Origin of the sequence: Streptomyces sp. NPDC053431, assembly GCF_044544925.1 — a bacterium.
Lineage (GTDB): Bacteria > Actinomycetota > Actinomycetes > Streptomycetales > Streptomycetaceae > Streptomyces.
Genome location: NZ_JBITXX010000006.1, coordinates 147,707 through 173,165 on the forward strand (window position 1 = coordinate 147,707; position 25,459 = coordinate 173,165).

The following is a 25,459-nucleotide window of genomic DNA, read 5'->3' on the forward strand; positions in this document are numbered from 1 at the left end:
TTCCATGCTGCCCCCGGCCGCACCGGCAGGGGAAACGGGAGGCCGCCACGGAGCGCGACCGGCGGCTCAGCCGGCCGGGGCGGCGGCGCGCGCGATGCGCGCCAGCGTGGTGCGCATTCCGTGCCGGTTCACGGCGATCCGCCGCTCCGGGGAGGTGCCCGCGAAGACCGTGCCGAGCAGGTCGGTCAGGCCGGAGCCCGTCCCCGTCCGCAGGTCCTGCCAGGTCTCGGTGACCCGGGTACCCGCGCCCTCGTCCTCGAAGCGATAGCCCCAGCGCGCGATCGGCAGCCCGAAGACGCCCACGTCGAAGACGAACTCCTCGCCCGGGCGGGCCGTCGTGATCCGGCCGGTGGTGCACCAGAGGAAGGGGCCGCGCCGGTTGAACCCGACGAACCGGCTCCCCGCCCGCACCGGCGGCCGGGAGACGAAGACCCGGCGGCACTCGGGGCTCCAGCGCCCCATGTTCCGCAGGTCCGCCACCAGGCCGTACAAGGTGGCGCGATCCGCGTCCACCAGCACCGATTCCTCCAGACTCCGCTGCCGCGCCACGTCCGCTCCCCTCGATCCGCCGACTTACCCGCGGGTACGGTAGCGGACGGGCGCCCTGTGCGGCCGCCCTCCGGGCGGCTACGGTGGACGGAAGATCGTTTCGGCGGACGCCTCGGAACAGGCGGACGCCGCGCAGACCGGGCCGGACATCGGCCCGGCGGGCCGGAAGGAAGAAGGCAGCATGTCGGTACCCACCGGCCTCCCCGAGCCGGAGGTCCTCGTCCGCACCGAGGGCCGCGCCGGCCTCCTCACCCTCAACCGGCCCCGGGCCATCAACGCCCTCACCCACGGCATGGTGCGCCGGATCGACGAGGCACTGACCGCCTGGGAGCACGACCCGGCCGTGACGACCGTCGTCCTCCGCGGGGCGGGGGAGCGGGGCCTGTGCGCCGGCGGCGACATCCGCGCCATCCACGACGACGCCCGCGCCGGCGGCACCGCGACCGTCGACTTCTGGCGCGACGAGTACCGGCTCAACGCCCGCATCGCCCGCTACCCCAAGCCGTACGTGGCCTTCATGGACGGCATCGTCATGGGCGGCGGCGTCGGCGTCTCCGGCCACGGCTCCGTCCGGATCGTCACCGAACGCTCGCGCGTCGCCATGCCCGAGACCGGCATCGGCTTCGTCCCCGACGTCGGCGGCACCCACCTGCTCGGCCGCGCTCCCGGCGAGCTCGGCACCCACCTCGCCCTCACCGGCACCCCGGCGGGCGCCGCCGACGCCATCCTCACCGGTCTCGCCGACCACTTCATCCCCTCCGCCGACCTGCCCGCGCTGGCCGCCGCCCTCACCACCGAGCCGGCCGCCGACGCGGTCGCCCGCTTCGCCCGGCCGGCGCCCGACGGGGAACTCGCCGCCCGACGCCCCTGGATCGACGCCTGCTACGCGGCCGACACCGTCGAAGGCATCGTGGCACGTCTCACCGACTCCGGCGTCCCCGAGGCCAAGGAGACCGCGACCGTCCTGCTCACCCGCTCGCCCACCGCCCTCAAGGCCACCCTCGCCGCGGTCCGCCGCGCCCGGGCCACGGACTCGCTCGAAGCGGCGCTGAACATGGAGTTCCGCCTCTCCTGCGCGGCCCTCACCTCCCCGGACCTCGTCGAGGGCATCCGCGCCCAGGTCGTCGACAAGGACCGGAACCCGCGCTGGACCCCGCCGACCCTCGCCGAGGTGACGGAGGAGGCCACCGAGCGCTGGTTCGCCCCGCGCGCCGCGGGCGAACTCGGGCTCACTCCTCCCGGCCACCCGGAGAACTGAGCCCGTTCGGCGCGCGGGCGGCCGAAGACCGCCGGGCCGGGCGGTCGGCCGCGCCCGCCCCGGTGCGTGGCCGGTCAGTCCGGGTCCGCCGACGACTCGTCCAGGGTGAACAGGCCGCCCTGCGGGTCGCGCACCGTCGCCCGCCGGCCCGCCGGGGCCGGCCAGCCGTGGTCCGCCTCCGGGACCAGGGCGCCGCCGAGGGAGAGCGCCGCCGCGGTCGCCCGCTCCAGGTCCGGGACACGGAAGTGGACCAGCCAGCGGGGCCGCAGCTGCGGCTGCGACGAGGCCGCCTCGGCGGGGCCGCTGTTCAGCCGAGCGACCGCCTCACCATGACTGCGCAGCACCACCTGCTCGTCCTCGTACGCGACCTCGAAGCGTTCCGCGCCGCCGTCCACCCACTGCAGCACGCCGCCGTAGAACAGCGCGGCGTCGAACGCGTTGCGGGTGTGCAGCTCCAGCCAGGCGGGCGCGTGGCGCTCGCCGAGCCGCCAGCGCGAGGAGATCCGGCCCTCCCAGATCGCGAACGCCGCCCCCTCCAGATCGGTGGCGAGCGCCGCCCGGCCGCGCGGCGGGAAGGGCACCGGGCCCACGCCGACCGTGCCGCCGCGTTCCCGGATCCGTGCCACCGCCTCGTCCGCGTCGGCGACCGCGAAATACACCGTCCAGGCCACGGGTACACCCATCCGGACGGCGACCTCGCCGATCCCGGCCACCGGGACCCCGTCCCGCTCACCGACGGAGAAGCCGTGGCTCAGCGGGCCCCGCCGGAAGGTCCAGCCGAGCACGGCCGCGTAGAACTGCTCCGCCGCGTCGAGGTCGCGCGCCGCCAGACTCATCCAGCAGGGCGCTCCCGGCTCATCCGCGGTCAACGGCACCCGGCTCACCTCACTCCCGTTCGGCCTCCGCCCCTACGCCTCCTAGGGCCACCCTCACCCGGACGCCCCGGCTCCGCCACCCGGCTCGTCACCCGCCGCGGGGCGCGCCGCGGCGCGCCCAGGGCCGCGGGGGCCGCTACGCGACCGTCACCGTGCCGACGAGTATGCGGTGGTCGGAGCAGGCCGCGACGCCGGTGCACGCCGTCGAGATCGCCAGCGAGTCCGCGCTGTACGGTCCGGCCAGGGCGCTCTCCCGGACGAAGATGTGGTCGATCTTCGCGTACCCGCCGCACGGCGGCGTCGCCCCGGGCGTGCCGTCCGCGGTCCACTCGCCGTAGCCGGGGCAGTGGTCGGCGTCGGCGTCGTCGAGCTCCCGGTACTGCCCGGTGTTGTCGCCGTTGTACGGGGTGTTCACGCTGGGTGCGTAGTACGAGTTCAGCCGGCCGTAGTGCGGCTGGGCGTTGAAGTCGCCCGCGACGAGAGCCGTCTCGCCGGCGGCCGCGTACTCCTCCAGCCGCTGGCGCACGAACTCCAGCTGGGCCACGTTGAACGACTGGCTCGTCGTGATGTGGGTCGTGCAGAACCGGGTCGCCGTTCCGTCCGTGAGCGGCGCGCACAGCATGTTGCGCTTCTCGGCCGTGCCGTCGTCCGGCAGGGCGAAGCGGGCGGCACCGCCGAGCGGACGCCTGCTGAAGATCGCGTTCCCGAACGCCTCGCCCCGGCACACCGCCGCGTTCCCGGCCGGGCGGCTCGGCTCGAAGCGGGCGAAGTTCGCCGGGTCCTGCGGCCAGCCCTGCGCCCGCAGCTCGTTCACCAGGGCGCTGTACTGCCCCTGGCACAGCTCGTTGAACGCGGCGAAGTCGGCGCCCCGGTTGACGACGGACGCCGCCGCCTGGGTCACCAGACCGTCGGTCGTGGAGCCGTCGTGGATCGTGTTCCCCGCCACGTTCCACTGCCAGACCGTGTACGTGCGCGGGGCCGGCGTCTCGGCCTGCGCCGCCGTCGCCGGCAGCAGCACCGCGGCGAGCGCCCCCGTGAGCGCGAGCCGCAGGCCGCGTCCGATGTGTCGTCGCATGACGAAATCCCCCCTCGTGGCCGGCCGGGCCGCGGCCGGATGCCGCAACCCGAGCGACACGGTGACGATCATAGGAGGGGGCACCGACAGCGCCGGTGACCCTCCGACGCATGATGTGTTCATGCTGTTGACGTTCGAACCCGTCCTGGACCGCATCGCCGAGGAGATCGCCGACCTCGTCGAACGCGGCCGGCCCGCCGACTACATCCCCGCGCTCGCCACCGCCGACCCCGGCCGCTTCGGGATGGCCGTCGCCGAACTCGACGGCACCGTGTACGGGGTGGGGGACTGGCAGCAGCCCTTCTCCACCCAGTCCGTAACCAAGGTGTTCACGCTCGCCCTGGCCCTCGCCCGCAAGGGCGAACCGCTCTGGGAGCACGTCGGCCGCGAACCCTCCGGCAACCCGTTCAACTCGCTGGTCCAGCTGGAGTACGAGAACGGCATCCCGCGCAACCCCTTCATCAACGCGGGCGCCCTGGTCGTCACCGACCAGCTGCACCGGATCACCGGCGACGCCTCCGGCGTCCTCCTCGACTTCCTGCGCGCCGAGAGCGGCAACCAGGACCTCGACTTCGACCGCGACGTCGCCGCCTCCGAGACCGCGCACGGCGACCGCAACGCCGCCCTCGCCCACTTCATGGCGAGCTACGACAACATCGCCAACCCGGTGCCGACCCTGCTCCGCGAGTACTTCCGGCAGTGCTCCATCGAGGCCTCCTGCGCCGACCTCGCCCTCGCCACCGGCTTCCTCGCCCGGCACGGCGTCCGCGCCGACGGCTCCCGGCTGCTCACCCGCAGCCAGGCCAAGCAGGTCAACGCCGTCATGCTCACCTGCGGGACGTACGACGCCGCCGGCGACTTCGCCTACCGGGTCGGACTGCCCGGCAAGAGCGGAGTCGGCGGCGGCATCATCGCCGTCGTCCCGGGCCGCTGCACCCTGTGCGTGTGGAGCCCCGGTCTCGACGAGCGCGGGAACTCGGTCGCCGGCGTCGCCGCCCTCGACCGGTTCACCACCATCACCGGCCTGTCCGTCTTCTGACGGCGGTCCGGCCCCGACGTCAGGGCGCGTCGCGCACGACCACGAACGCCTCGGTCCGCTCCTGGTCCACGGCGGGAAGCCACCAGGCCGTCACCGCGCCGCGCGCCCCCTCCGCCGGCTCCTCGCCGGTGCCGAGCACCCGGACCACCCGCAGCTCCGGCGCCCCGGCGCCGAAGCGGACCACCGTGCCGTCCGGCCCGTCCGTCACCGACACGTCGGCCACCGGCGCCCACCCGGCGTCCCCGTCGACCCAGGCGGTCACCTTCGGGTCGGGGGTGTCGGTCTCGCTCTGCGCCTGCGGCTCGGCGCGGCCCTGCAGCAGCGCCCGCAACGCGGCCAGCAGCACCGGGTCGTGCGTCCCGTCGTACACGTAGCGCGTACCGAGCACACCGTGCTCGGAGGTGCCGACGAGCGACTGCTCCGCGCCGTCCAGCGGCGCGCCCCGGTACGTCAGCGGGACGAGATAGCCGCGCGGCTCCGGAGCGGAGGCGTCCCGCACCACCATGAACTCGATGCCCACCTCGCCCTCGGGGTCGTCCAGCCGGAAGCCGCCCGCCTTCTCGAGCACGGGCGCGCCGCCCGTCGCCGGGTACCAGGGCCGCGTCGGCAGCCAGGCCGCCAGCAGCTCCAGCTTGGTCGGCGTCATGGTGGTCTTGTGGATCTCGGCCATGTGCGGTGCGCTTCCTCGGTGACGGTACGGTTCCGGGCGGGTGGACCCGCCCCGGAACCGTACCTCTCCGACGACCCGTCAGGCCTCCGCCCCCGGCGCCCGCAGCTCGCCCGAGCGGGCCACCCGCGCGTACCAGCGGGCGCTCGACTTGGGCGTGCGGCGCAGCGTCCCGTAGTCCACGTGCACGGCGCCGAACCGCTTCGCGTAGCCGTACGCCCACTCGAAGTTGTCGAGCAGCGACCACAGGAAGTAGCCGTGCACCACGGCCCCCTCCTCGACCGCCCGGTGCACCGCCTCCAGATGCGCGTGGACGTAGGCCGCGCGCTCCGGGTCGTGCACGGAGCCGTCCGCGCCGACCACGTCCTCGTACGCCGCGCCGTTCTCGCTGACGACCAGCGGCAGGCCCGGGTACCGCGCCGAGACCCGGGTCAGCAGATCCGTGAGGCCGGAGGGGTCCACCGGCCAGCCCATCGCCGTACGCGGCCCGTCCGCCTGGTGGAAGGCGACGTCGTCCGCGCCCGGCCACGGCGAGAAGGCGCTGTTGCCGTGCCCGTCGTCCTGCGGCTTGGCCTCACCCTCCGCGACCCGCGAAACGACCGTCGGCGTGTAGTAGTTGATGCCCAGCCAGTCCAGCGGCTGCCCGGCCGTCGCCTCGTCCCCCGCCCGCACGAAGCTCCAGTCGGTCAGCTCCGCGGTGTCCGCGAACAGCTCCTGCGGATAGCGCCCCTCCAGCATCGGCCCCAGCCACACCCCGTTGCCGACCGTGTCGATCCGGCGCGCCGCCTCCTGGTCCCCCGCGGAGCCGGTCAGCGGCCGCACCTCGTGCAGGTTGAGCGACACCGCCAGTTTCGCCCCGGCCGGCAGCGCCGACCGCAGCGCCTGGACGGCGAGACCGTGCCCCAGGTTGAGGTGGTGAGCGGCGCGCAGCGCGGCCACCGGGTCGGTCCGGCCCGGAGCGTGCACCCCGGAGCCGTAGCCGAGGAAGGCGCTGCACCAGGGCTCGTTGAGCGTGGTCCAGCGGCTCACCCGGTCGCCCAGGGCGTCGGCGACCAGCGCCGCGTACGCCGCGAAGCGCTCCGCCGTGGCGCGCTCCGGCCAGCCGCCCGCGTCCTCCAGTTCCTGCGGCAGGTCCCAGTGGTAGAGGGTCAGCGCCGGCTCGATCCCGGCCGCGAGGAGCTCGTCCACCAGACGCCGGTAGAAGTCCAGGCCCTTCTGCACGGCCGGACCCCGGCCGGTCGGCTGGACCCGCGACCAGGACACCGAGAACCGGTAGGCGTTCAGACCGAGCTCGGACATCAGCCGGACGTCCTCGCGGAAGCGGTGGTAGTGGTCGACGGCCACGTCGCCCGTATGGCCCTGGAAGACCTTGCCCGGGGTGTGCGAGAAGGTGTCCCAGATGGACGGCGTGCGCCCGTCCTCCGCCGCCGCCCCCTCGATCTGGTACGCGGCGGTGGCCGCGCCCCACAGGAAGCCGGACGGGAAACGGCGGACGGCGGTGAGCGGCCGGGTTTCGGACGCGGTCATGAGAGAGCGCTCCCAACGCAGAGACGGGTGAGGGAAGGGGAAGCGGGGCCGGGGCCGTCAGCTCTTGACGGCGCCCGCGGTGATCCCGCCGACGATGTGCTTGCCGAGCACGGCGAACACGAGCAGCAGCGGCACCGTCGAGATCAGCGCGCCGGTCAGCACCACCGCCTGGTCGACGGTGTGGTTGCCCGCGCCGAGACCGGCGAGCGCCACCTGGAGGGTGGGACTGCCGTCCGGGGTGAGCGCGATGAACGGCCAGAAGAAGTCGTTCCACGCCTGCACGAAGACCAGCATCCCGAGGACCGCCATCGCGGGCCGGGCGACCGGGAACACCACGTGCCAGACGATCCGCAGCGAGTGCGCGCCGTCCATCCGGGCCGCCTCCACCAGCTCGACCGGCAGCGCCTCGACGAGGAACTGGCGCATGAAGAACACGCCGAACGCGGCGACCAGGGAGGGCAGGACCACCGACTGCAGCTGGTCGACCCAGCCGAGGTCGGTGATGATCCGGTACAGCGGGATGACGCTCAGCTGCGGCGGGATCGTCATCGTCGCCACCACCAGGGTGAGCAGCACGTTGCGGCCCTTGAACGGCAGCTTGGCGAAGGCGAAGCCGGCGAGCGTCGAGAACAGGACCGTGGACACGGCGACGAGGGCGGCCACGACCGTGGTGTTGACCAGTGCCTCGCCCATGTCGACCTGGTTCCAGGCGAAGGAGAGGTTGTCGAAGAGCCGCGGCCCGGGCAGCAGCGGCGCCGGGGCCGTGACCACCCGCTCGCCGCTGTGCGAGGCGGCGACCAGGTTCCAGTACAGCGGGAAGAGGGACAGCAGCGCGGCGACGCCGAGAAGGAGGTACGTCAGCGGGCCGGCGTGGTGCTGGCGGCCGGCCGACTGCCGGAAACGGGTGCGCATGTGGCTCAGCCCCCCAGCTTCTTGCGGTTGACGCGGGCGACGAGCGACTGGACACCGCCGACGAGGAGCAGGAGCAGCAGCATCACCCAGGCGATGGCCGAGGCCTGGCCCAGGGCTCCGGTGACCCAGCCCTTCTCGTACATGAGCAGGCTCAGGGTCTGGAACTGGTTGCCGCTGCCGCCGGAGATGCCCACGCTGCCGCCGTACAGCATCGGCTCGCCGAACAGCTGGGTCGCGCCGATGGTCGAGACGATGACCGTGAACAGGATCGTCGGGCGGATCGAGGGGATCGTCACGCTGAGGAACTGGCGCCAGCGCGAGGCCCCGTCGAGGGCGGCCGCCTCGTACAGGTCCTGCGGCACGGCCTGCATGGCGGCGAGGTAGATCAGCGCGTTGTAGCCGGTCCAGCGCCAGGTCACGATCGTCGAGATGGCGATCTGCGCCGGCCACTTGGACGACTCCCAGTCCACCGGGTCGAAACCGACCAGGCCGAGCGCCGAGTTGATCAGGCCGTAGTCGGTGTTGAACAGCTGCGCGAAGACGAGCGTCGCCGCCGCGATCGAGGTCGCGTACGGGGCGAGCACCGCGACCCGGAAGAAACCCCGGCCGCGCAGCTTGTAGTTGAGCAGGTGCGCGAGCCCGAGCGCCATCAGGAGCTGCGGGACGGTCGAGATCACCCCGATGGTGAAGGTGTTGAGCAGCGCGTTCCAGAAGAAGTCGCTGTCGGCCAGACCGGTGTAGTTCTCCAGGCCCCTCCACTGCGGATCGCCGCCGAGCTCCACCCGGTTGAGCGAGAGCCAGCCCGTGTAGAGCAGCGGGAAGAGTCCGAAGGCGGCGAAGGTCAGGAAGAAGGGGGCGACGAAGACGTACGGCGTCGCCTTCAGGTCCCACCGGTAGAGCCTGCTGCGCCGGGCGGACGGGCCGTCCGGCCGGCGGGCGCCGGGGCGCGGGGAGCGGGAGGGCGGTGCGTCGGGCGACGGGGAGCCGCCGTTCCTCGCCCGTACGGAGGTGGCCACGGGGGCGTCCTTCCAGATCGGTGCGTACGGGTGCTGCGATCGGTGGGCCCGGGGTGTCCCGCCCGCCGGCCGGGCGCGGCGGGACACCCCCGCTCCCGCTACTGGTCGATCTTGTCGTCGACCAGCTTCTTGACGTTCTCCCAGGCCTTCGCCGGGTCGGTGCCGCGCTGCTCGATGTCGAGGATCCCGTTGTCGGTGAGGAAGGTCTTCACCTGGCCGTCCCAGCGGCTGATCGGGGCCGGCCGGATGTTCGCCGCGGCGGCCGCGTAGATCTCGCCGACCGGGGTGTCGCCGAAGTACGGCAGCTTGGCGCCGACCACGGCGGGCGAGGAGAGGGTCTCCTTGGTGGAGGGGATGTTGCCGTTGACCGCGAACACCTTGGCGTGCTGCGCCGGAGCGGTCAGCCAGGCGGCCAGTTCGGCGGCCTCCTTGGCGTGCTTGCCGGACTTCGGCACGGCCAGGAACGAGCCTCCCCAGTTGCCCGCGACGGGCGGCGCGGCGATGTCCCACTTGCCCTGGTTGGCGGCTCCGGCCTGGTCCTTGATGATGCCGGTCATCCAGCTCGGGCAGGCGACCGTGGCGAACTTCGAGTTCTTGAAGGCGGCGTTCCAGGTGCCCTTCTCGTCGAACTGGCGCAGCTTGGCCGTCAGGCCGCTCTGCGCCGCCGTGACGGCGGTGTTCCAGGCGGTCTTCACGCCGGGGCTGGTCTCCCACGCGAGCTTGCCGCTCGGATCGGCGTACTGCTCGGGCTGGCTGTTGACGACGGCGTTGAAGAGGCCGCTCCCGGAGTCGTGGAAGAAGGTCCCCGCGGGCGCGCTCTTCTGGTAGGTCCTGCCGACCTCCAGGAACTTGGCCCAGTCGCCCGCCCACAACTTGCCGACCTCGGTGCGGTCGGTGGGCAGCTTGGCCTTGGCGAAGAGGTCCTTGTTGTAGCAGATGGCCATGGGGCCGATGTCGGTGCCCAGGCCGATCACCTTGCCGTCGGCGGTGGTGGCCTGCTTGGTCTTCCAGTCCAGGAAGGCGCCGAGGTCGGCGCCGCCGTTCTTGGAGAGGTCGACCCACTTGTCGGCCATCGCGGAGCCGGTCGCCTCGGCGATGTAGCCGACCTCGATCGCCTGGATGTCGGCGAGGCCGCTGTTGCGGGAGAGGCGCAGCTTGAGGGTGTCCCAGTACTTCTGGCCGTCGGCGACGTTGGACTCGACGATCTTGATGTGAGGATGGGTCTTCTCGTACTCGGCGTAGAGCTTGGCGCCGGTCTTGTTGTCGTAGCCGAAGGAACCGAAGGTCCCGACCCGCAGCGTGATCGTCCCGCCGTCGGCGGCGTCCCCTCCGTCGCCGCCGTCGCCGCAGCCGGTGAGCAGGGCCGAGCCGGCCGTCAGGGCCGCGACCGCCGCGAGTGCGGTGCGGCGTGCGCGGCCGGGCCCCGGCGCCGGTCTGCTGCTGGAAGTGCGCATTCCACTCTCCTCGTCCAAAAGGTGGTGTCAGCGATGGGAGCGCTCCCACGTCGTCGTTGCCGGAAGGTTCCTGCCTTACGGGTGGGGGTGTCAAGACATGAACACGAATTCGTCCGCGGCGGCGTTCCGATAGTGTGGGAGCGCTCCCATGCTTCGGTCGTCGAAGGACGCGGATTCTGTCGGGACCGGGGAGCGTGGCCTATCTTGACGTGATCGCCGCGGGCGCGCGGTGGCGGCGTACGAGGGGAGTACGAGGCACATGGCGAGGGGAGTACGAGAGACGTGAACGGTGGACGGCACAGCGGCAGGCCCACGCTGGAAGAGGTCGCGGCCCGGGCCGGGGTCGGCCGGGGCACCGTGTCCCGGGTCATCAACGGCTCGCCGCGGGTGAGCGAACAGGCCCGCGAGGCCGTCCACCGGGCCATCGAGGAGCTCGGTTACGTGCCCAACCAGGCGGCCCGCGCGCTGGCCGGCAGCCGCACCGACGCGGTCGCCCTCGTCATCCCGGAGACCGAGGCCCGCCTCTTCGCCGAGCCCTACTTCCTCGACATCATCCGCGGCGTCAGCGCCGAGCTCGGCGAGGCCGACAAGCAGCTGCTGCTCACCCTCGTGCGCACCGAGCGCGAGCGGCAGCGCTTCGAGCAGTACCTCGCCGCCCAGCGCGTGGACGGGGTCCTGCTCGCCTCCGTCCACGCCGACGATCCGCTGCCCGACCTGGTCCGCGAGCTCGGCCTCCCGGTCGTCCTCAACGGCCGCCGCACCGCCGACGAGTCCGCCGCCTACGTCGACTCGGACAACGCGGGCGCCGGACGCGCCGCCGTCGCCCACCTCGCCGGGCGCGGGCGCCGCCGGATCGCGACCATCACCGGACCGCTCGACATGTACGTGGCCCGGGCCCGCCTCGACGGCTACCGCGAGGGCGTCGCGGCGGCCGGCCTCGAGGCCGACGACCTCCTCGTCGCGACCGGCGACTTCACCGAGGACGGCGGCCGGCGCGCGATGCGCGAACTCATCGACCGCGCCCCGGACCTGGACGCCGTCTTCGCCGCCTCCGACGTCATGGCCGCCGGCGCCCGCGGGGTCCTGCGCGAGGCGGGCCGCCGCGTCCCCGAGGACGTCGCCCTCGTCGGGGTCGACGACTCGGCCGTCGCCCGTCTCATGGACCCGCCGCTGACCAGTGTCCGCCAGCCCATCGAGGAGATGGGCCGGACGATGGCGCGGATGCTCCTCGAACGGCTCGCCGGCCGGGCGGAGACGGCGGAGCCGCGGCGGCACGTGCTGCCCACGGAGTTGGTGGTGCGGGACTCGTCCTGACCCGCTGCCACCGGCCGGGGCGGGTGCCGCCTCAGACCCCGCCCCCGCCGCTCCCCTCGCCCCCGCCGCTCCCCTCGCCCCGCGCGAGCAGGTGCGGGGCGCGGGCGGTCACCGCCGCCAGCAGCTCCTTGCGGGACGGGTTCACCATCGCGTGCCCCGCCACCGTGACGGTGGGCACCGTCTCGTTGCCGTCGGCGACCGAGCGGACGAAGGCGGCCGCCTCCCGGTCCCGCCAGATGTCGACGGTCCGGTACTTCAGCCGCGTGAAGCGCAGACCGGTCATCAGCGCCACGCAGTACGGGCACAGGGGCCGCCAGTAGACGACCACCTCGTCCTGCTGTCCGTCCTGCTGCCCGTCCCGCGCCGCGCCCTGGCCCATGCCTCTCCCTCTCCCGGACGTCATCTCCCGACCGTACGTCGTCACGGCGAGCGGGAGGAGACGATCAGGGCACGAGAACGCTGAGCGACGTCCCCGTGAGCCGGAAGCCGCGTGGCGGGTCACCGTGGTGCGTCGGTGCCGTTGCGGTTCGGCCAAGGGAGCGGTCACGGCGCGGGCTCGGGGGAGAGGCTCCGCCCATGTCGACAAGATCGGATCCCGAAGCCCGGGCCCGATGGGGACCCGTGGCCGGCCGGCTGTGGCGCGGGTGTCTGTCCGTCCTGATCGCCCTGCTCGTGCTCGTCGTCGGCTTCTGGATCTGGCTGGCGACCCTGCCGGGCCGTTCGGAGGCCAAGGCCCGGGACGCCCTGCGCGCTTCCGTCGAGGCCCATCGCCAGCAGCTGGTCGGGGCGGCGGCCGACGGGACGGTGACCGACGCCGAGATCGCCCGGCTGTTCCTCCCGGCGAAACCCGCCCCGGGCCTGGTGGCGGTGACGAGGCGGGAAGGCACGACCGGCGTGGTCGCGGGACTCCTCGGCATCGGTCCGGGGAGTTCCGTCCTCTTCGCGACCGAGACCTATGTGACGGGCTGCTTCGCCTTCGACGTCACGGTCCCCGTGGGCGAGAACACGCGGGTGACGAGCCGGGAACTCCCCTGGGAGCGCTGCACGCGCCGATGACGACCCCGTGCCACGGGGCGGGCCGGGACCAGGTGTGGTTCCGGCCCGCCCCGCGGGCTGTCTCAGGCGCCGGTCACAGCGCCGGGTAGGCGTTCTTCAGCAGCTCCTGGAACTGGGCCGAGAACCACTGGCCCGCCAGCGGCGCGTCCGGGAGGGCGCCCGACATGCTGTTGCCGTTGCGGACGTTGCCCGTGTACGTCGGGTCGCACATGCGGTCGAAGCCCTTGCCCTCGTTGTTCGGGATCTCCTTGCTCGCCCCGTCGGACTCGCCCGGCGGCTTCATCCAGACGTAGGCGTCGATGCCCGGCTCCGGAGCCGCCTTGGGCCGTTCGCCGAGGCCCGCGCCTGCCTGGTTGCACCAGTTGCCGGGGTTGATCCGGCGGTCGTAACGGCCCCCGTCCACGTACGTGTTGACGTCCGTCTTCGCGCCGGGTCCGGCCGGCCGGGCGGTGCCGCCCCAGCCGTTGCGGGAGGTGTCGATCAGCATGCCGATCTTGGAGTCGAAGCCGATCGAGACCAGCTTGTCGCGCATCGCCTGGGCGTACGACAGCTCGTCGGTGTAGCGGTTCCAGTCGACCCACTTGGACTGGCGGACCGAGACCCCGTTGACGGAGTCGTTGACGGAGAAGTGGTCCTCCTTCAGGGCGCTGTAGTTGGCGGTGTTGACGATGAAGCCGGTCACGTTGGCGAGGGTCGAGCCCTCGGCGGTCGCGGCCGTCTTGAACAGCTCGGCGGAGGGGCCGAAGTTGTCGTCCCAGCCCAGCCAGCCGTGGTGGCCGGCGTCCAGGTAGTTGTAGACGTTCGGGATCGCGCCCAGCTTGTTCAGGGCGTAGCCGACGCCCTTGATGTAGTTGCCGTTGGCCTTCATCACGTCGCAGTTCGCGGTCGCCGTCGGGCGGCCGGTCACATTGGTGACCAGGTTGGGCAGCGAGTCGAGCTCCACCGTCGTGACGATGCGCAGGCTCGCGTACTTCGGGTCGGACAGGATCGCCGCGATCGGGTCGATGTACTGCGTCCTGTACTTGTCGATCTCCGTCGGCCCGAGTTCGCCGTTGGAGGCGAGGGCCGCGCAGTCGCGGCCGGGCAGGTTGTAGATCACGAACTGGACGACCATCTCGCCGTCGCCCTTCTGGCGCAGCGCCTCGTCGAGGTGCGCCCGCACGCCCATGGCGCCGTTGGCGCCGTTGATGGCGGCGATGCGGTCCACCCACACGCCGGTGGGCTGGTTCGACACCCGGGTGCCGCCCGGCTCGGCCGCCGCGTGCGCGGACCACTCCGGGTTCACGTACACCCGGGCGCCCGCGTACGGGTTGTCCACCCTGGTACCGGCCGGCGGGGTCGTCGGCGGCGTCGTCGGCGGTGTCGTCGGGGGAGTGGTGGGCGGTGTCGTCGGGGGAGTGGTCGGCGGGGTGGTGGGCGGCACCGAGCCGGTGCAGGTGACGCCGTTCAGCGTGAACGTGGCCGGCACCGCGTTGGTGCCGCTGTAGGTGGCGTTGAAGCCGAAGGAGGTGGAACCACCGGTCGTGAGCGTTCCGTTGTACGAGAGGTTCCTCGCGGTCACGGCGGCGCCGGACTGGGCGACGTCGGCGTTCCAGCCCTGGGAGACCTTCTGGTCGCCCCCGTAGGACCAGCCAAGGGTCCAGGCGTTGACCGGGTCGCCGAGGTTGGTGATCGTGACATTGGCCGTGAAACCGGTGTTCCACTGGTTGGCCACCTGGTAGTCGACCTTGCAGCCGGCGGCTGCGGCGCCGGCGGTGGCGGTGCTCAGGGCGGTGGCCGTCGCGCCGGTGGCGGCGATCAGGCCGAGCGCCGCGAACAGGGCGGTGCGGCTCTTCGTGCGGCTCATGGGGTGGGGGCCCTTTCAGTTTCCGTTCAGGGTGCGCAGGTGGTCGCGCAGCCCGAGGCCGAATGCGGTGGGAGTGCCGTCGTACGCGGTGATCAGGGCGGGCCCGGAGTTGCAGTTCCAGGTGTTCCAGGTCCAGCCCAGGTAGGACAGGCCGCGGTCGTCGAACCACTTCATGACGCGGTCGACGAACGCGTGGCCGCAGGTGTTCTCGCCGATCTCGCCCGCCACGAGGGGAACCTGGGCGGCGACCGGGGCGAGGGTGTTGCTCCAGCACGTCTCGTCGGCGCAGGTGTTGAAGTTGTAGACGTGCCACGCGGCGGCGAGATTGCCCGCCGGGTCCGTGGGGCGGTGCGCGAGCCACTGGCTCAGGTCGTTGGAGTACGCCAGGCCGCCGGCGAGGACGAGGTTCTTCGCCCCCGTGGCCCGGACCGCGTCCACCAGGTCCTGCATGCCGGCGACCTCGTACCCGATGCCGGGGCAGGCCCCGCCGTCCCGCCAGCAGGTCCACGCCTGGGCGGTGGTGGTGGTCGCCCGGTCCGGGTAGGGCTCGTTGAACAGGTCGAAGACGACCCTCCTGTCGTCCTTGAAGGTGTTCGCGACCGAGGTCCAGAACGCCGGGGTGTACCGCGCGTCGGGCATCGGCTTCTGGCAGGTGGCGTGGACGTCGGAGCAGCCCGCGGAGTTGCCGGTGTACTGGCCGTACGTCCAGTGCAGTTCGACCACCGGGGTCATGCCGTGCGCGATCACCCGGTTCACCAGGTCCTTGACCGCGGCGACGTAGTTCGCCCCGCGGTACTCGGGCCTGACGTTGTCGAGGCCGAGCCAGCACTCCTCGTTGAGCGGGATGCGGACGGTGTCGGCCTTCCAGTCGGCGATCGCCTGGATCGAGGCGTCGTCGACCGGGCCGTCCCAGATGCCGTAGCCCTGCACGCACATGAACTCTCCGCCGGACCGGTTCACCCCGAGCAGCCGGCGGGTGGCGCCGTTCTGGTCGACGAGCCGGTTGCCGGACACGCCGAGCTGGGGCGCGCCTGTGGCGGGGGTCGGAGGTGTGGTCGGCGGGGTCGTCGGATCGGTAGGGGTAGGGGTAGGGGTAGGGGTAGGGGTCGGGGTCGGCGTGGGGGTCGGCGTGGGGGTCGGCCCGCCCGTGTCGCAGGGCGCGCCGTCGAGCGTGAAGGCCGTCGGTGCCGGGTTGGTGCCCGTCCAGGAGGCGATGAACCCGGCCGTCACCTTCGCGCCCGTTCCCAGCGCGCCGTTCCAGCTCTCGTTCACCACGGTCACCGACCGCGCCGACTGGGACCACTTGCCGCCCCAGCCCTGGCTGACCAGCTGGCCGGCCGGGAAGTCGAAGCCGAGGCTCCAACCGTTCAGCGGGGCGCTGTTGTTGGTGACGGTGACAGCGCCCTGGAAGCCGCCGGCCCACTGGCCGACGACCTGGTACTCGACGGTGCAGGCGGGGGCGGCCGCGGCTCCAGCGGCCGTACCCGTGACGACGAGAGCGGTGCTCGCCGCCGTGAGCGCCGCTCCCGCGAGCAGCGCCGTCAGACGAGGGGGATGTCGCATGAGCGAGTCCTCACAGCGAGGGCACGCCCTGGTGGCGTGCCGGCCGGACGGAACCGCTCCCACTGGTCGGGCAGACCGTAGCGGCAACTGTCGCCAAGGAAAAGAGGAGTTGAGCAAATTTCCGCGCCCGGCGCCTTCGACTCTTCGGGTGTCTTGACGGCGTCTCGTCAGGTCTGCACAGTGGGAGCGCTCCCACTGGTTCAGAGCTTGACCACTCACCCTCGCACCACCCCACCTTCCGAGCCGCGAGGAGAACCACCCGCATGCCACCACGCCCCCGCCGACCCCACGGCCCACGCCGTCCGGCCCGGCCCCTCATCGCGCTGGCCGCCGTACTCGCCCTGCCCGCCGCCCTGTTGGCGGTCGGACCGCCCGCCCAGGCCGCCGCCGTGCAGTGCAGCGTCGACTACAGGACCAACGACTGGGGCTCCGGCTTCACCGCCGAGCTCACCCTCACCAACCGCGCCACCACGGCCCTCGACGGCTGGACGCTGAGCTACGCGTACACCAGCGACCAGAAGCTGAGCAACGGCTGGAACGGCACCTGGTCCCAGTCCGGCAGGACCGTCACGGTCACCAACGCCGCCTGGAACGGCACCGTCGCCGCCGGAGCCGCCGTCACCACCGGCGCCCAGTTCAGCTACACCGGCAGCAACACCGCCCCGACCTCCTTCAGCGTCAACGGCACCCCGTGCACCGGCGCCCACCAGCCCCCGGTCACCGTCCTCACCAGCCCGGCGCCCGGCGCCGTCTACAGCGAGGGCGACGCCGTCCCGTTGGCCGCCACCGCGGCCGCCGCCGACGGTGCCACGGTGAGCAAGGTGGAGTTCTACAGCGACACCAGCCTGATCGGCACCGACACCACCGCGCCCTACACCCTCGGCGCCACGTCCCTGCCGGCCGGAGCCCACTCCCTCTACGCCAAGGCGTACGACTCCCTCGGCGCCACCGGCGAGTCCACCCCCGTCGGCATCACCGTCGCCGCGGGCCCCGCGCTCGTCGCCACCCCCGCCCAGCTCTCCGTACGGCAGGGCGGGAGCGGCACCTTCGATCTGAAGCTCTCCACCCAGCCGAGCGCGAACGTCACGGTGGGCATCGCCCGGACCTCCGGGGTCACCGGTCTCACCGCGACCCCCGCCACGCTCACCTTCACCCCGGCGAACTGGAACACCGCCCAGAAGGTGACCGTCGCCGCCGCCCCGACCGGCACCGGCACGGCCGTCTTCACCGCGACCGCACCCGGCCACACCAAGGCCGAGGTCACCGTCGCCCAGTTGGCCGCGAACTCCACGTACGACGCCCGGTTCCTCGACCTCTACGGGAAGATCACCAACCCCGCCAACGGCTACTTCTCGCCCGAGGGCATCCCGTACCACTCCGTCGAGACCCTGATCGTCGAGGCCCCCGACCACGGCCACGAGACGACCTCGGAGGCGTACAGCTACCTCGTGTGGCTCCAGGCCATGTACGGGAAGAGCACCGGCGACTGGTCGAAGTTCAACGGCGCGTGGGACACGCTCGAGAAGTACATGATCCCCACCCACGCCGACCAGCCCACCAACTCCTTCTACAACGCGGCGAAGCCCGCCACCTACGCGCCCGAGTGGGACCTCCCGTCCCAGTACCCGGCGAAGCTCGACACCGGCGTCGCGGCCGGCGCCGACCCGCTCGCCGCCGAGCTGAAGAGCGCGTACGGCACCGACGACGTCTACGGCATGCACTGGATCCAGGACGTCGACAACGTCTACGGCTACGGCAACGAGCCCGGGACGTGCTCCACCGGCCCGACCGCGACCGGCCCCTCCTACGTCAACACCTTCCAGCGCGGACCGCAGGAGTCCGTCTGGGAGACCGTCACCCACCCCACCTGCGACAGGTTCGCCTACGGCGGAAAGAACGGCTACCTCGACCTGTTCACCGGCGACAGCTCCTACGCCAAGCAGTGGAAGTTCACCAACGCCCCCGACGCCGACGCCCGCGCCGTCCAGGCCGTGTACTGGGCCGACGTCTGGGCCAAGCAGCAGGGCAAGGGCGCCCAGGTCGCCACGACCGTCGGCAAGGCCGCGAAGATGGGCGACTACCTGCGCTACGCCATGTTCGACAAGTACTTCAAGAAGGTCGGCGACTGCGTCGGGCCGACCACCTGCCCGGCGGGCAGCGGCAAGAACAGCTCCCACTACCTGATGTCCTGGTACTACGCCTGGGGCGGCGCCACCGACACCTCGGCCGGCTGGGCCTGGCGCATCGGCTCCAGCCACGCCCACGGCGGCTACCAGAACCCCCTCGCCGCCTACGCCCTCAGCTCCTACGCCCCCCTCAAGCCGAAGTCGGCCACGGGCTCGGCCGACTGGGCCACCAGCCTCACCCGGCAGCTGGAGTTCTACCGCTGGCTCCAGTCCGACGAGGGGGCCATCGCGGGCGGCGCCACCAACAGCTGGCAGGGCCGTTACGCCACCCCGCCGGCCGGCACCCCCACCTTCCACGGCATGTACTACGACGAGAAGCCGGTCTACCACGACCCGCCGTCCAACCAGTGGTTCGGCTTCCAGGCCTGGTCCATGGAGCGGGTCGCCGAGTACTACCAGCAGACCGGTGACACCGCCGCCAAGACGGTCCTCGACAAGTGGGTCGCCTGGGCGCTGTCCAAGACCACGGTCAACCCCGACGGCACCTACCGCGTCCCGTCCACCCTCCAGTGGTCCGGCGCGCCCGACACCTGGAACGCGGCGAGCCCCGGCGCCAACATGGGGCTGCACGTCACCGTCGCCGACTACACCGACGACGTCGGCGTGGCCGCCGCCTACGCCAAGACCCTGACCTACTACGCCGCCAGGTCCGGCCACGCCGAGGCGAAGCGGGTCGCCAAGGCCCTCCTCGACGGCATGTGGACCCACCACCAGGACCCGCTGGGCATCGCCGTCCCCGAGACCCGCGCCGACTACAACCGCTTCGACGACCCCGTGTACGTCCCGAGCGGGTGGACCGGCACCATGCCCAACGGCGACGCCGTGAACTCCTCGTCGACCTTCCTGTCGATCCGCTCCTTCTACAAGAACGACCCGGCCTGGCCGAAGATCGAGGCCTACCTGGCCGGCGGCGCCGCGCCCGTCTTCACCTACCACCGGTTCTGGGCCCAGGCGGACATCGCCCTGGCCATGGGCTCGTACGCGGAACTGCTCGAATAACCGCCGCCCCGCGCAGGCGAGCAGGCTCCCCGTACGACCAGGCCGGGCGGACCCCCACAGGTCCGCCCGGCCTCCGGCGTCGGCGTTGGACGTCGGCCTTTCGGCGTCGGCCCTTCAGCTCCGGTCCTTTGCGGGCGAGGCTCAGGCCTGCGGGTAGTACTGGGGGTCCTGGCCGAGCTCGTGGTTCCGCATCGCGTCGCGCACGGCCTTGACGAAGCCGTTCCAGAGGCGGTCCGCGTAGGGGCTGTCGGTGCTCGGCACGCCCGCCGTGCTCCTGCGCTGGGAGCCGGTGGAGAAGTCGCCGAACATCGCCTCGCGCATCGCGGTGGAGATCTCCAGCTGGGCGCCGGCGCCGGTGCGGGTCTTGTTGACGATGTTGGCCGGGTCGTCGCCGTTGATGGGGTCGCCGGCGGCGGCGACCTCCACGATCACGTTCCAGCCGATGTTGCCGGTGTACGGGGTGATGCCGCACTTCTCGAAGGAGGCGGCCAGATTGCGCTTGAGCCGCTCGTCGCGCCCGCCGATGATGATCTTCCGCTGGCTCGCGTCGCTGAAGCCGTGCAGGGAGACCGCGTACAGGTTGTTCGCGCAGACGGCCAGGGCGGCCGGGTCGTCGCAGTTGGTGGACGTGATGTGCTGGTCGCTCGAGTGGGTCAGCGCCTCGAACATCCAGAAGTCGCGCTGCACCTCGCCCGCCACCGCCACGGTCGAGGGGTCGATGCCGTGGTCGAAGGGCTTGTAGCCCGCGACGGCCATGCACAGCTCGCTGGTGCCGGCCTCGATGCCGCCGCCGTGCGGGGCGATGACCGCGGTGCTGTTCAGGGCCACGCTCGCGTAGCGGTCGTTGTCCGTGACCACCGGGGCGCCGATGCGGTACCGGCGCATGTAGTCGACTCCCTCCTTGTAGGTCCCGTCGCTGTAGAGCTTGGTGTTGGAGACGAAGGTGTCGGCGGCCGCGGCGGGCGTCGCGCCGTTGCCCACGACGGCGTTCAGGGTGGGCAGACCGGCGGCGACGGCGGCGACGGAGGCGAGGACGGTACGTCTGCTGGTGTTGGTCATGACGTGATCTTGCACGACGCTCCCGGGGGCTCCCTCGGCGGGGGTCTGAGCATGACAAAACGCAAGTATCGGAATCGCGGATACCGCTCATCACGTACGCGGGAAGGTCCGGTGCGCGACCGTGTCTGAACCGCCCACGAGCGGGCAGTCGCCGGTCATGCACCGTGACGGATGAGGAGGTCCGCAGATGCGTGACAAGGTCGAACGCCCTCAGCGGCGAGGCGGACGCCCGCTCACGGACGACCAGTTCAGGACGCTGATGCAGGAGGCCCGCGCCGAGGCGCGGCGGCAATTCATCGGTGCCCCGCCCGTCGACGAGCCCGACTTCGCCCTGCGTACCCAGCACGTCGAGTTCGGGGCGGCCGCGCACTGAGGGCGGCAGGCGGCGCCGGGTCGTCCTCCTTTCGTTCCGGCGAGCGGAGATTGAGGTGTACTTCGCCGGGTACGCGCGGGTCGATCCCGTTTTGTCCAGGACGGCAGAAGGAGGAATGACCGTGAGCATGGTGGAGCAGACCATCGATGTGGACGTTCCGCTGCGGAACGCCTACAACCAGTGGACCCAGTTCGAGGACTTCCCGAACTTCATGGAAGGTGTGGAGGACGTCCGTCAGATCGACGACCGCCACTGTCACTGGCGCACCAAGGTCGCGGGCGTCCGGCGCGAGTTCGACACCGAGATCGTCGACCAGCTGCCGGACGAGCGCATCGCCTGGCGGACCACCGGCGGCGACGTGAAGCAGAAGGGCGTCGTCACCTTCCAGTCCCTCGACCCGGACCACACGCGGGTCCGGCTGGCCATGGACATGGAGCCGGAAGGCATGACGGAGAAGGCCGGCGACGCCCTCGGCTTCCTGGACCGGCGGGTCAAGGGAGACCTCAAGCGGTTCAAGGGCTTCATCGAGGAACGCGGGCACGAGACCGGTGAGTGGCGCGGCCGCATCAGCCCCTCGGGCGGCACGGAGCACGGAGGCACCATGGGCGGTGGCTCCGGCGGCACCATGGGCGGTGGCACGGGAGGCGCCATGGGTGCCGGTTCCGGTGACACCATGGGCGGCGCCGGGGACGCCATGGGCGGCGGCACGACGGGCCCGTCCAGGTCCCGCCCGGCGCCCGACACCTGGGAGCTCCCGCCGGAGCCCGGTGAGCCGGGCATGCGCTGAGCCCGGCGCACGCCTTCGCGGCCATCGCCTGGGTCGGCGCCCCGCGCCGTAGCAGGTGACCCGCCGGCGTCCGGTCGGAGCGGCCCCCGTGGCCCGCTCCGGCCGGACGACCCGCGCTGCCGCTCTCCGGAACGGAAGGCCGTTCACGGAGCCGACCGACACGACTGAGCCGACCGACACGACCGACAGGCCCGCCCGCGCCCGCCTCCACGGCGCCGGCCCTCCGGGGGCGGGCGTGGGCGGGCTTTTCGGCGTGTCCGGCCGGAAGGGAGACGACCCCATGACAGCGAACCCGACTCCGGAAGAGCGACCCGACCGGGACCAGGAGGCGCCCGGCGGCCCGGGCGCGAAGCCGCCCTCCCTGGAAGAGCCCACCGACCCGCACGGCCCGCTCCCGCCCAAGCAGGACCAGAGCGGCCCGGAGACGGTCGGGCCCACCGGGCAGGCGACGGGTGAGGATCCGGCCCGGTCGGCCCAGAGCGGCGCCTACCTGACCACCGCGCAGGGTGCCCGGCTCCACGAGAGCGACCACTCGCTCAAGGCGGGCAGCCGTGGCCCGGTGCTGATGCAGGACCACCATCTGCGCGAGAAGATCACCCACTTCGACCACGAGCGCATCCCGGAGCGGGTCGTCCACGCCCGCGGCGCCGCCGCGCACGGCGTCTTCCGCAGCTACGGCACGGCGAGCCGGCTGACCCGGGCCGCGTTCCTCGCCGAGGACGTCGAGACGCCCGTGTTCGTGCGCTTCTCCACCGTCCTCGGCTCGCGCGGCTCCGCCGACACGGTCCGCGACACCCGCGGCTTCGCCACGAAGTTCTACACCGACGAAGGCACGTTCGACCTGGTCGGCAACAACATCCCGGTGTTCTTCATCCAGGACGCGGTGAAGTTCCCCGACATCATCCACGCCGGCAAGCCGCACCCCGACCGGGAGATCCCGCAGGCCCAGAGCGCCCACGACACCTTCTGGGACTTCGTGACGCTCCACACCGAGGCCGTCCACCACACGCTGTGGAACATGTCCGACCGGGGCGTTCCGCGCTCCTTCCGGATGATGGAGGGCTTCGGCGTCCACACCTTCCGCCTGGTCGCCGCCGACGGCGGGACGAGCCTGGTCAAGTTCCACTGGAAGCCCCGGCTCGGCGTGCACTCCCTGGTGTGGGAGGAGGCCCAGATCATCGGCGGCACGGATCCCGACTTCCACCGGCGGGACCTCCACGACGCCATCGAGGCCGGTGCCTACCCGCAGTGGGAGCTCGGCGTCCAGGTCTTCCCCGACACCCCTGAGCAGACCTTCCAGGGCATCGACCTGCTCGACCCCACGAAGATCGTGCCGGAGGAGCTGGCGCCCGTGGAGGCCGTCGGCCTGCTGACCCTCGACGCCAACCCCAAGAACTTCTTCGCCGAGACGGAACAGGTCGCCTTCCACCCCGGGCATCTGGTGCCCGGCATCGACGTCACCGACGACCCGCTGCTCGCCGGCCGCCTCTTCTCCTACCTCGACACCCAGATCAGCAGGCTCGGCGGACCCAACTTCGCCCAGCTGCCGATCAACCGCCCCCACACCCCGACCAACGACATGCTCCGCGACGGGATGCACCAGACGGCGGTGCACACCGGCGTGGCGCCGTACCGGCCCAACTCCCTCGACGGCGGCTGCCCGTTCCTGGCCGGTGCCGAGGAGGGCGCGTATATCGAAGCGCCCGTCGAGGTCCCCGCCGCGGCCAAGGTGCGCGAAGCGCCGGCGTCCTTCTCCGACCACTTCAGCCAGCCCCGGCAGTTCTGGCTCAGCATGACGCCCACCGAGCGGGAACACATCATCGCGGCCTACACCTTCGAGCTGAACTCCTGCTACGAACAGCGCATCAAAGAACGGGCGTTGACGGTGCTCGCCAACATCGACCCGGTCCTGTGCGAGGGCGTCGCGGCCGGCCTCGGCCTGCCCGTACCACCGGCGACCGTGCCGTTCACCGAGGTGCGGCCGAGCCCGGCACTGTCGCAGCTGGGCGGGACCTGGCCGCTCGACGGACGGACCGTCGGGATCGTGGCCGACGCCGGCGACGGCATGGACGCGGTGCGCGCGGTCCGCGAAGCCGTGCGGAGCGCCGGATGCGTCCCCCTGGTCGTCGCCGCCGCGGGCGGCACGCTCGACGCCGACGGGGAGGCGGTCACCGTGCAGCGCACCTTCGCCACCGCCCGGTCGACCGAGTTCGACGCCCTCTTCCTGACCGCGTGCCCGGCGCCCGGACTCGACGCCCAGGGCGTACGGGACGCGAAGGCCGGCCATCCGCCCACCGACGCCCCGTCCGTCGACCCCAGGGTGCTGCTTCTTCTCGACGAGGCCTACCGGCACGGCAAGGCCATCGGTGCGACGGGGGAGGCGTCCCTCGCCCTGGAGGCGGCCCGGCTGCCGTCCGACGCCCCCGGCGTGGTCGTCGGTGACGACGCGACGGACGTCTGGAACCGGCTCACCGACCTGCTCGGCGCCCACCGCGTGTGGCAGCGCTTCCCCGCCTCCGTATGACGGGACGGGCGGCCCGACGTCCGCCGGCTCGGTGACGAGGGGTCGGGTGCGGAGCATCCGCACACCGGCAGGGCGGACGACGCGCTGCTGCGCTGCGCCGCGGCCACCGGCGGCGAGGCGCTCGTGGTGCCGGGTGACGTGCCGGGGGCGGACGCCGGCCGGCGGGATCGGCGCGCTGCTGCGCCGGGCCGTGACCGAGAAGGAGCGGACCAGGGGGCGTGAAGGGGCCGCTGCCGCCCGTCGTCCGGCTTGCCCGATATGCTGCGGATCTTCCGTTTATGGGTCGGTGGTCGCGGCAAGGCGCCCGTCATGATGCACATCGGCTACACGATGATGACCGAACAGGCGGGACCCCGAGAGCTGGTCGAGCACGTGGTCGCGGCCGAGAACGCGGGCTTCGACTTCTCCGTCGTCTCGGACCACTCCTTCCCCTGGCTGGAGGAGCAGGGACACGCGCCGTACGCGTGGAGCGTCCTCGGGGCGGCCGCCCAGGCCACCTCCCGCATTCCGCTGACGACCTTCGTCACCTGTCCGACCTTCCGCTACCACCCCGCCGTGATCGCCCAGAAGGCGGCCACCCTCCAGATCCTGTCCGAGGGCCGGTTCCGGCTCGGCCTCGGATCGGGGGAGAACCTCAACGAGCACGTCGTCGGCGCGGGATGGCCCTCCGCGGGCGTCCGGCTCGACATGCTGGAGGAGGCCGTCGGCATCATCCGCGAGCTGTTCGACGGGGGATACGTGACCCGCCGCGGCCGCCACTTCCAGGTCGAGAACGCCCGCCTGTGGGACCTTCCCGACACGCCACCGCCCATCGGGATCGCGGCCTCCGGCCCCCGTTCCTGCGAGATCGCGGGCCGGCACGCCGACCTCCTGATCGCCACGGAACCCGAGGCCGAGCTGGTCGACGCCTTCGACCGCCACGGGGGCGCCGGCAAGCCCCGTATCGGACAGCTGCCGATCAGCTACGACACCGACCGCGACGCGGCCGTGGCCCGTGCCCACGAACAGTTCCGCTGGTCCCTCGGCGGCTGGCGGGTGAACGCCGAACTGCCTCTGCCGGCCGGTTTCGCCCAGGCCACCGAGAACGTCCGCCCCGAGGACGTGGCCGAGGCCATCCCCTGCGGGGACGACACCGACGCCGTCGTGAAGGCGGTCCGCGCCTATGAGGAGGCCGGGTTCACCGACCTCGCCCTCATCCAGGTCGGCGGCGGCGAGCAACTGCCCTTCATCCGCTGGGCCGAATCGACCCTGCTGCCCGCCCTGCGGGAGGCCTGACGACGGTCGTCCCGAGAACGAACCCGTGGGCCGTCCCCGCCGCATCGGAGAGACACCGAGCGTCCCGGCGGGGGCGGCCCGGATCCGGCGTCCCGAGCGACGGGC

At 72.3% G+C, this 25,459-nt stretch carries 20 protein-coding genes and 1 pseudogene; 9 read left to right on the plus strand and 12 right to left on the minus strand.

What is annotated here, in order from left to right; all coding sequences use genetic code 11:
* Positions 1 to 66 precede the first annotated feature (66 nt).
* Positions 67 to 549 (minus strand): SRPBCC family protein, encoded by a 483-nt coding sequence (locus ACIGXE_RS17235; RefSeq protein WP_399748085.1) that lies wholly within the window; start codon positions 547 to 549, stop codon positions 67 to 69.
* A 181-nt stretch (positions 550 to 730) separates the two neighbouring features.
* On the opposite strand from ACIGXE_RS17235, the gene ACIGXE_RS17240 reads away from it, so the two are divergent.
* A complete protein-coding gene (locus tag ACIGXE_RS17240; RefSeq protein ID WP_399748087.1) occupies positions 731 to 1,807 on the plus strand; it encodes an enoyl-CoA hydratase/isomerase family protein in 1,077 nt (358 codons plus the stop codon).
* Between the two features lie 74 nt (positions 1,808 to 1,881).
* On the opposite strand, the gene ACIGXE_RS17245 is transcribed toward ACIGXE_RS17240, so the two are convergent.
* Positions 1,882 to 2,643: a VOC family protein gene (locus tag ACIGXE_RS17245; protein WP_399748089.1), complete on the minus strand. Its 762-nt coding sequence runs from the start codon at positions 2,641 to 2,643 to the stop codon at positions 1,882 to 1,884.
* A gap of 175 nt (positions 2,644 to 2,818) precedes the next feature.
* A complete protein-coding gene (locus ACIGXE_RS17250) occupies positions 2,819 to 3,757 on the minus strand; it encodes an endonuclease/exonuclease/phosphatase family protein (RefSeq protein WP_399748091.1) in 939 nt (312 codons plus the stop codon).
* Between the two features lie 121 nt (positions 3,758 to 3,878).
* Between ACIGXE_RS17250 and ACIGXE_RS17255 the strand changes: the two genes are divergently transcribed.
* On the plus strand, positions 3,879 to 4,796 hold the full coding sequence (locus tag ACIGXE_RS17255) for a glutaminase (protein ID WP_399748093.1): 918 nt from the start codon (positions 3,879 to 3,881) through the stop codon (positions 4,794 to 4,796).
* Positions 4,797 to 4,815: 19 nt separating this feature from the next.
* Here ACIGXE_RS17255 and ACIGXE_RS17260 read toward each other — a convergent pair whose 3' ends face one another.
* The 5 genes from ACIGXE_RS17260 to ACIGXE_RS17280 form a co-directional block, all read right to left on the minus strand.
* Entirely contained in the window at positions 4,816 to 5,466 is a 651-nt protein-coding gene (locus ACIGXE_RS17260; protein ID WP_399748095.1) for a 1,4-alpha-glucan branching protein, read from the minus strand.
* A gap of 78 nt (positions 5,467 to 5,544) precedes the next feature.
* The gene (locus ACIGXE_RS17265; RefSeq protein ID WP_399748097.1) at positions 5,545 to 6,990 is read right to left on the minus strand and encodes a GH1 family beta-glucosidase; all 1,446 of its coding nucleotides are present in this window, start codon (positions 6,988 to 6,990) and stop codon (positions 5,545 to 5,547) included.
* Between the two features lie 57 nt (positions 6,991 to 7,047).
* Positions 7,048 to 7,902 carry a carbohydrate ABC transporter permease gene (locus tag ACIGXE_RS17270; protein WP_399748099.1) on the minus strand — a complete coding sequence of 285 codons (855 nt, stop codon included), beginning with the start codon at positions 7,900 to 7,902 and terminating at the stop codon, positions 7,048 to 7,050.
* 5 nt (positions 7,903 to 7,907) lie between these two features.
* Positions 7,908 to 8,918: a carbohydrate ABC transporter permease gene (locus ACIGXE_RS17275; RefSeq protein WP_399748101.1), complete on the minus strand. Its 1,011-nt coding sequence runs from the start codon at positions 8,916 to 8,918 to the stop codon at positions 7,908 to 7,910.
* 98 nt (positions 8,919 to 9,016) lie between these two features.
* Positions 9,017 to 10,372, minus strand: a complete 1,356-nt coding sequence (locus tag ACIGXE_RS17280; protein ID WP_399748103.1) for an ABC transporter substrate-binding protein — start codon at positions 10,370 to 10,372, stop codon at positions 9,017 to 9,019.
* A gap of 282 nt (positions 10,373 to 10,654) precedes the next feature.
* On the opposite strand from ACIGXE_RS17280, the gene ACIGXE_RS17285 reads away from it, so the two are divergent.
* A complete protein-coding gene (locus ACIGXE_RS17285) occupies positions 10,655 to 11,686 on the plus strand; it encodes a LacI family DNA-binding transcriptional regulator (protein WP_399748105.1) in 1,032 nt (343 codons plus the stop codon).
* A 31-nt stretch (positions 11,687 to 11,717) separates the two neighbouring features.
* On the opposite strand, the gene ACIGXE_RS17290 is transcribed toward ACIGXE_RS17285, so the two are convergent.
* Positions 11,718 to 12,089, minus strand: coding sequence for a glutaredoxin domain-containing protein (locus tag ACIGXE_RS17290; protein WP_399748107.1), 372 nt, complete (start codon positions 12,087 to 12,089; stop codon positions 11,718 to 11,720).
* A gap of 173 nt (positions 12,090 to 12,262) precedes the next feature.
* Between ACIGXE_RS17290 and ACIGXE_RS17295 the strand changes: the two genes are divergently transcribed.
* The gene (locus tag ACIGXE_RS17295; RefSeq protein ID WP_399748109.1) at positions 12,263 to 12,742 is read left to right on the plus strand and encodes a hypothetical protein; all 480 of its coding nucleotides are present in this window, start codon (positions 12,263 to 12,265) and stop codon (positions 12,740 to 12,742) included.
* 73 nt (positions 12,743 to 12,815) lie between these two features.
* Here ACIGXE_RS17295 and ACIGXE_RS17300 read toward each other — a convergent pair whose 3' ends face one another.
* Together ACIGXE_RS17300 and ACIGXE_RS17305 are read right to left on the minus strand one after the other, a co-directional pair.
* Positions 12,816 to 14,588, minus strand: coding sequence for a glycoside hydrolase family 6 protein (locus ACIGXE_RS17300; protein ID WP_399748111.1), 1,773 nt, complete (start codon positions 14,586 to 14,588; stop codon positions 12,816 to 12,818).
* Between the two features lie 15 nt (positions 14,589 to 14,603).
* The gene (locus ACIGXE_RS17305) at positions 14,604 to 16,151 is read right to left on the minus strand and encodes a cellulase family glycosylhydrolase (protein ID WP_399748113.1); all 1,548 of its coding nucleotides are present in this window, start codon (positions 16,149 to 16,151) and stop codon (positions 14,604 to 14,606) included.
* Positions 16,152 to 16,414: 263 nt separating this feature from the next.
* On the opposite strand from ACIGXE_RS17305, the gene ACIGXE_RS17310 reads away from it, so the two are divergent.
* Complete coding sequence (locus ACIGXE_RS17310) at positions 16,415 to 19,336, plus strand: glycoside hydrolase family 48 protein (RefSeq protein ID WP_399748115.1); 2,922 nt, start codon at positions 16,415 to 16,417, stop codon at positions 19,334 to 19,336.
* A gap of 141 nt (positions 19,337 to 19,477) precedes the next feature.
* Here the strand turns inward: ACIGXE_RS17310 and ACIGXE_RS17315 are convergent, their stop codons facing one another.
* Positions 19,478 to 20,395, minus strand: a complete 918-nt coding sequence (locus ACIGXE_RS17315; RefSeq protein ID WP_399748117.1) for a poly-gamma-glutamate hydrolase family protein — start codon at positions 20,393 to 20,395, stop codon at positions 19,478 to 19,480.
* Between the two features lie 187 nt (positions 20,396 to 20,582).
* On the opposite strand from ACIGXE_RS17315, the gene ACIGXE_RS17320 reads away from it, so the two are divergent.
* From ACIGXE_RS17320 to ACIGXE_RS17335, 4 genes and pseudogenes are all read left to right on the plus strand, one after another.
* Positions 20,583 to 20,768: a hypothetical protein gene (locus tag ACIGXE_RS17320; protein ID WP_399748119.1), complete on the plus strand. Its 186-nt coding sequence runs from the start codon at positions 20,583 to 20,585 to the stop codon at positions 20,766 to 20,768.
* Between the two features lie 121 nt (positions 20,769 to 20,889).
* A pseudogene (locus ACIGXE_RS17325) lies at positions 20,890 to 21,348 on the plus strand (SRPBCC family protein); the annotation flags it as partial.
* Positions 21,349 to 21,835: 487 nt separating this feature from the next.
* Positions 21,836 to 24,079 carry a catalase gene (locus ACIGXE_RS17330; RefSeq protein WP_399748121.1) on the plus strand — a complete coding sequence of 748 codons (2,244 nt, stop codon included), beginning with the start codon at positions 21,836 to 21,838 and terminating at the stop codon, positions 24,077 to 24,079.
* Positions 24,080 to 24,388: 309 nt separating this feature from the next.
* Entirely contained in the window at positions 24,389 to 25,354 is a 966-nt protein-coding gene (locus tag ACIGXE_RS17335) for an LLM class F420-dependent oxidoreductase (RefSeq protein ID WP_399748123.1), read from the plus strand.
* Positions 25,355 to 25,459 lie beyond the last annotated feature (105 nt).

Coding starts and splice junctions, on each gene's coding strand:
- ACIGXE_RS17250 (WP_399748091.1), bottom strand. CDS start 3,757: ATGCGACGACACATCGGACGCGGCCTGCGGCTCGCGCTCACGGGGGCG.
- ACIGXE_RS17320 (WP_399748119.1), top strand. CDS start 20,583: ATGCGTGACAAGGTCGAACGCCCTCAGCGGCGAGGCGGACGCCCGCTC.
- ACIGXE_RS17260 (WP_399748095.1), bottom strand. CDS start 5,466: ATGGCCGAGATCCACAAGACCACCATGACGCCGACCAAGCTGGAGCTG.
- ACIGXE_RS17270 (WP_399748099.1), bottom strand. CDS start 7,902: ATGCGCACCCGTTTCCGGCAGTCGGCCGGCCGCCAGCACCACGCCGGC.
- ACIGXE_RS17295 (WP_399748109.1), top strand. CDS start 12,263: ATGTCGACAAGATCGGATCCCGAAGCCCGGGCCCGATGGGGACCCGTG.
- ACIGXE_RS17315 (WP_399748117.1), bottom strand. CDS start 20,395: ATGACCAACACCAGCAGACGTACCGTCCTCGCCTCCGTCGCCGCCGTC.
- ACIGXE_RS17330 (WP_399748121.1), top strand. CDS start 21,836: ATGACAGCGAACCCGACTCCGGAAGAGCGACCCGACCGGGACCAGGAG.
- ACIGXE_RS17245 (WP_399748089.1), bottom strand. CDS start 2,643: ATGAGTCTGGCGGCGCGCGACCTCGACGCGGCGGAGCAGTTCTACGCG.
- ACIGXE_RS17265 (WP_399748097.1), bottom strand. CDS start 6,990: ATGACCGCGTCCGAAACCCGGCCGCTCACCGCCGTCCGCCGTTTCCCG.
- ACIGXE_RS17305 (WP_399748113.1), bottom strand. CDS start 16,151: ATGCGACATCCCCCTCGTCTGACGGCGCTGCTCGCGGGAGCGGCGCTC.
- ACIGXE_RS17300 (WP_399748111.1), bottom strand. CDS start 14,588: ATGAGCCGCACGAAGAGCCGCACCGCCCTGTTCGCGGCGCTCGGCCTG.
- ACIGXE_RS17240 (WP_399748087.1), top strand. CDS start 731: ATGTCGGTACCCACCGGCCTCCCCGAGCCGGAGGTCCTCGTCCGCACC.
- ACIGXE_RS17280 (WP_399748103.1), bottom strand. CDS start 10,372: ATGCGCACTTCCAGCAGCAGACCGGCGCCGGGGCCCGGCCGCGCACGC.
- ACIGXE_RS17255 (WP_399748093.1), top strand. CDS start 3,879: ATGCTGTTGACGTTCGAACCCGTCCTGGACCGCATCGCCGAGGAGATC.
- ACIGXE_RS17290 (WP_399748107.1), bottom strand. CDS start 12,089: ATGACGTCCGGGAGAGGGAGAGGCATGGGCCAGGGCGCGGCGCGGGAC.
- ACIGXE_RS17335 (WP_399748123.1), top strand. CDS start 24,389: ATGATGCACATCGGCTACACGATGATGACCGAACAGGCGGGACCCCGA.
- ACIGXE_RS17310 (WP_399748115.1), top strand. CDS start 16,415: ATGCCACCACGCCCCCGCCGACCCCACGGCCCACGCCGTCCGGCCCGG.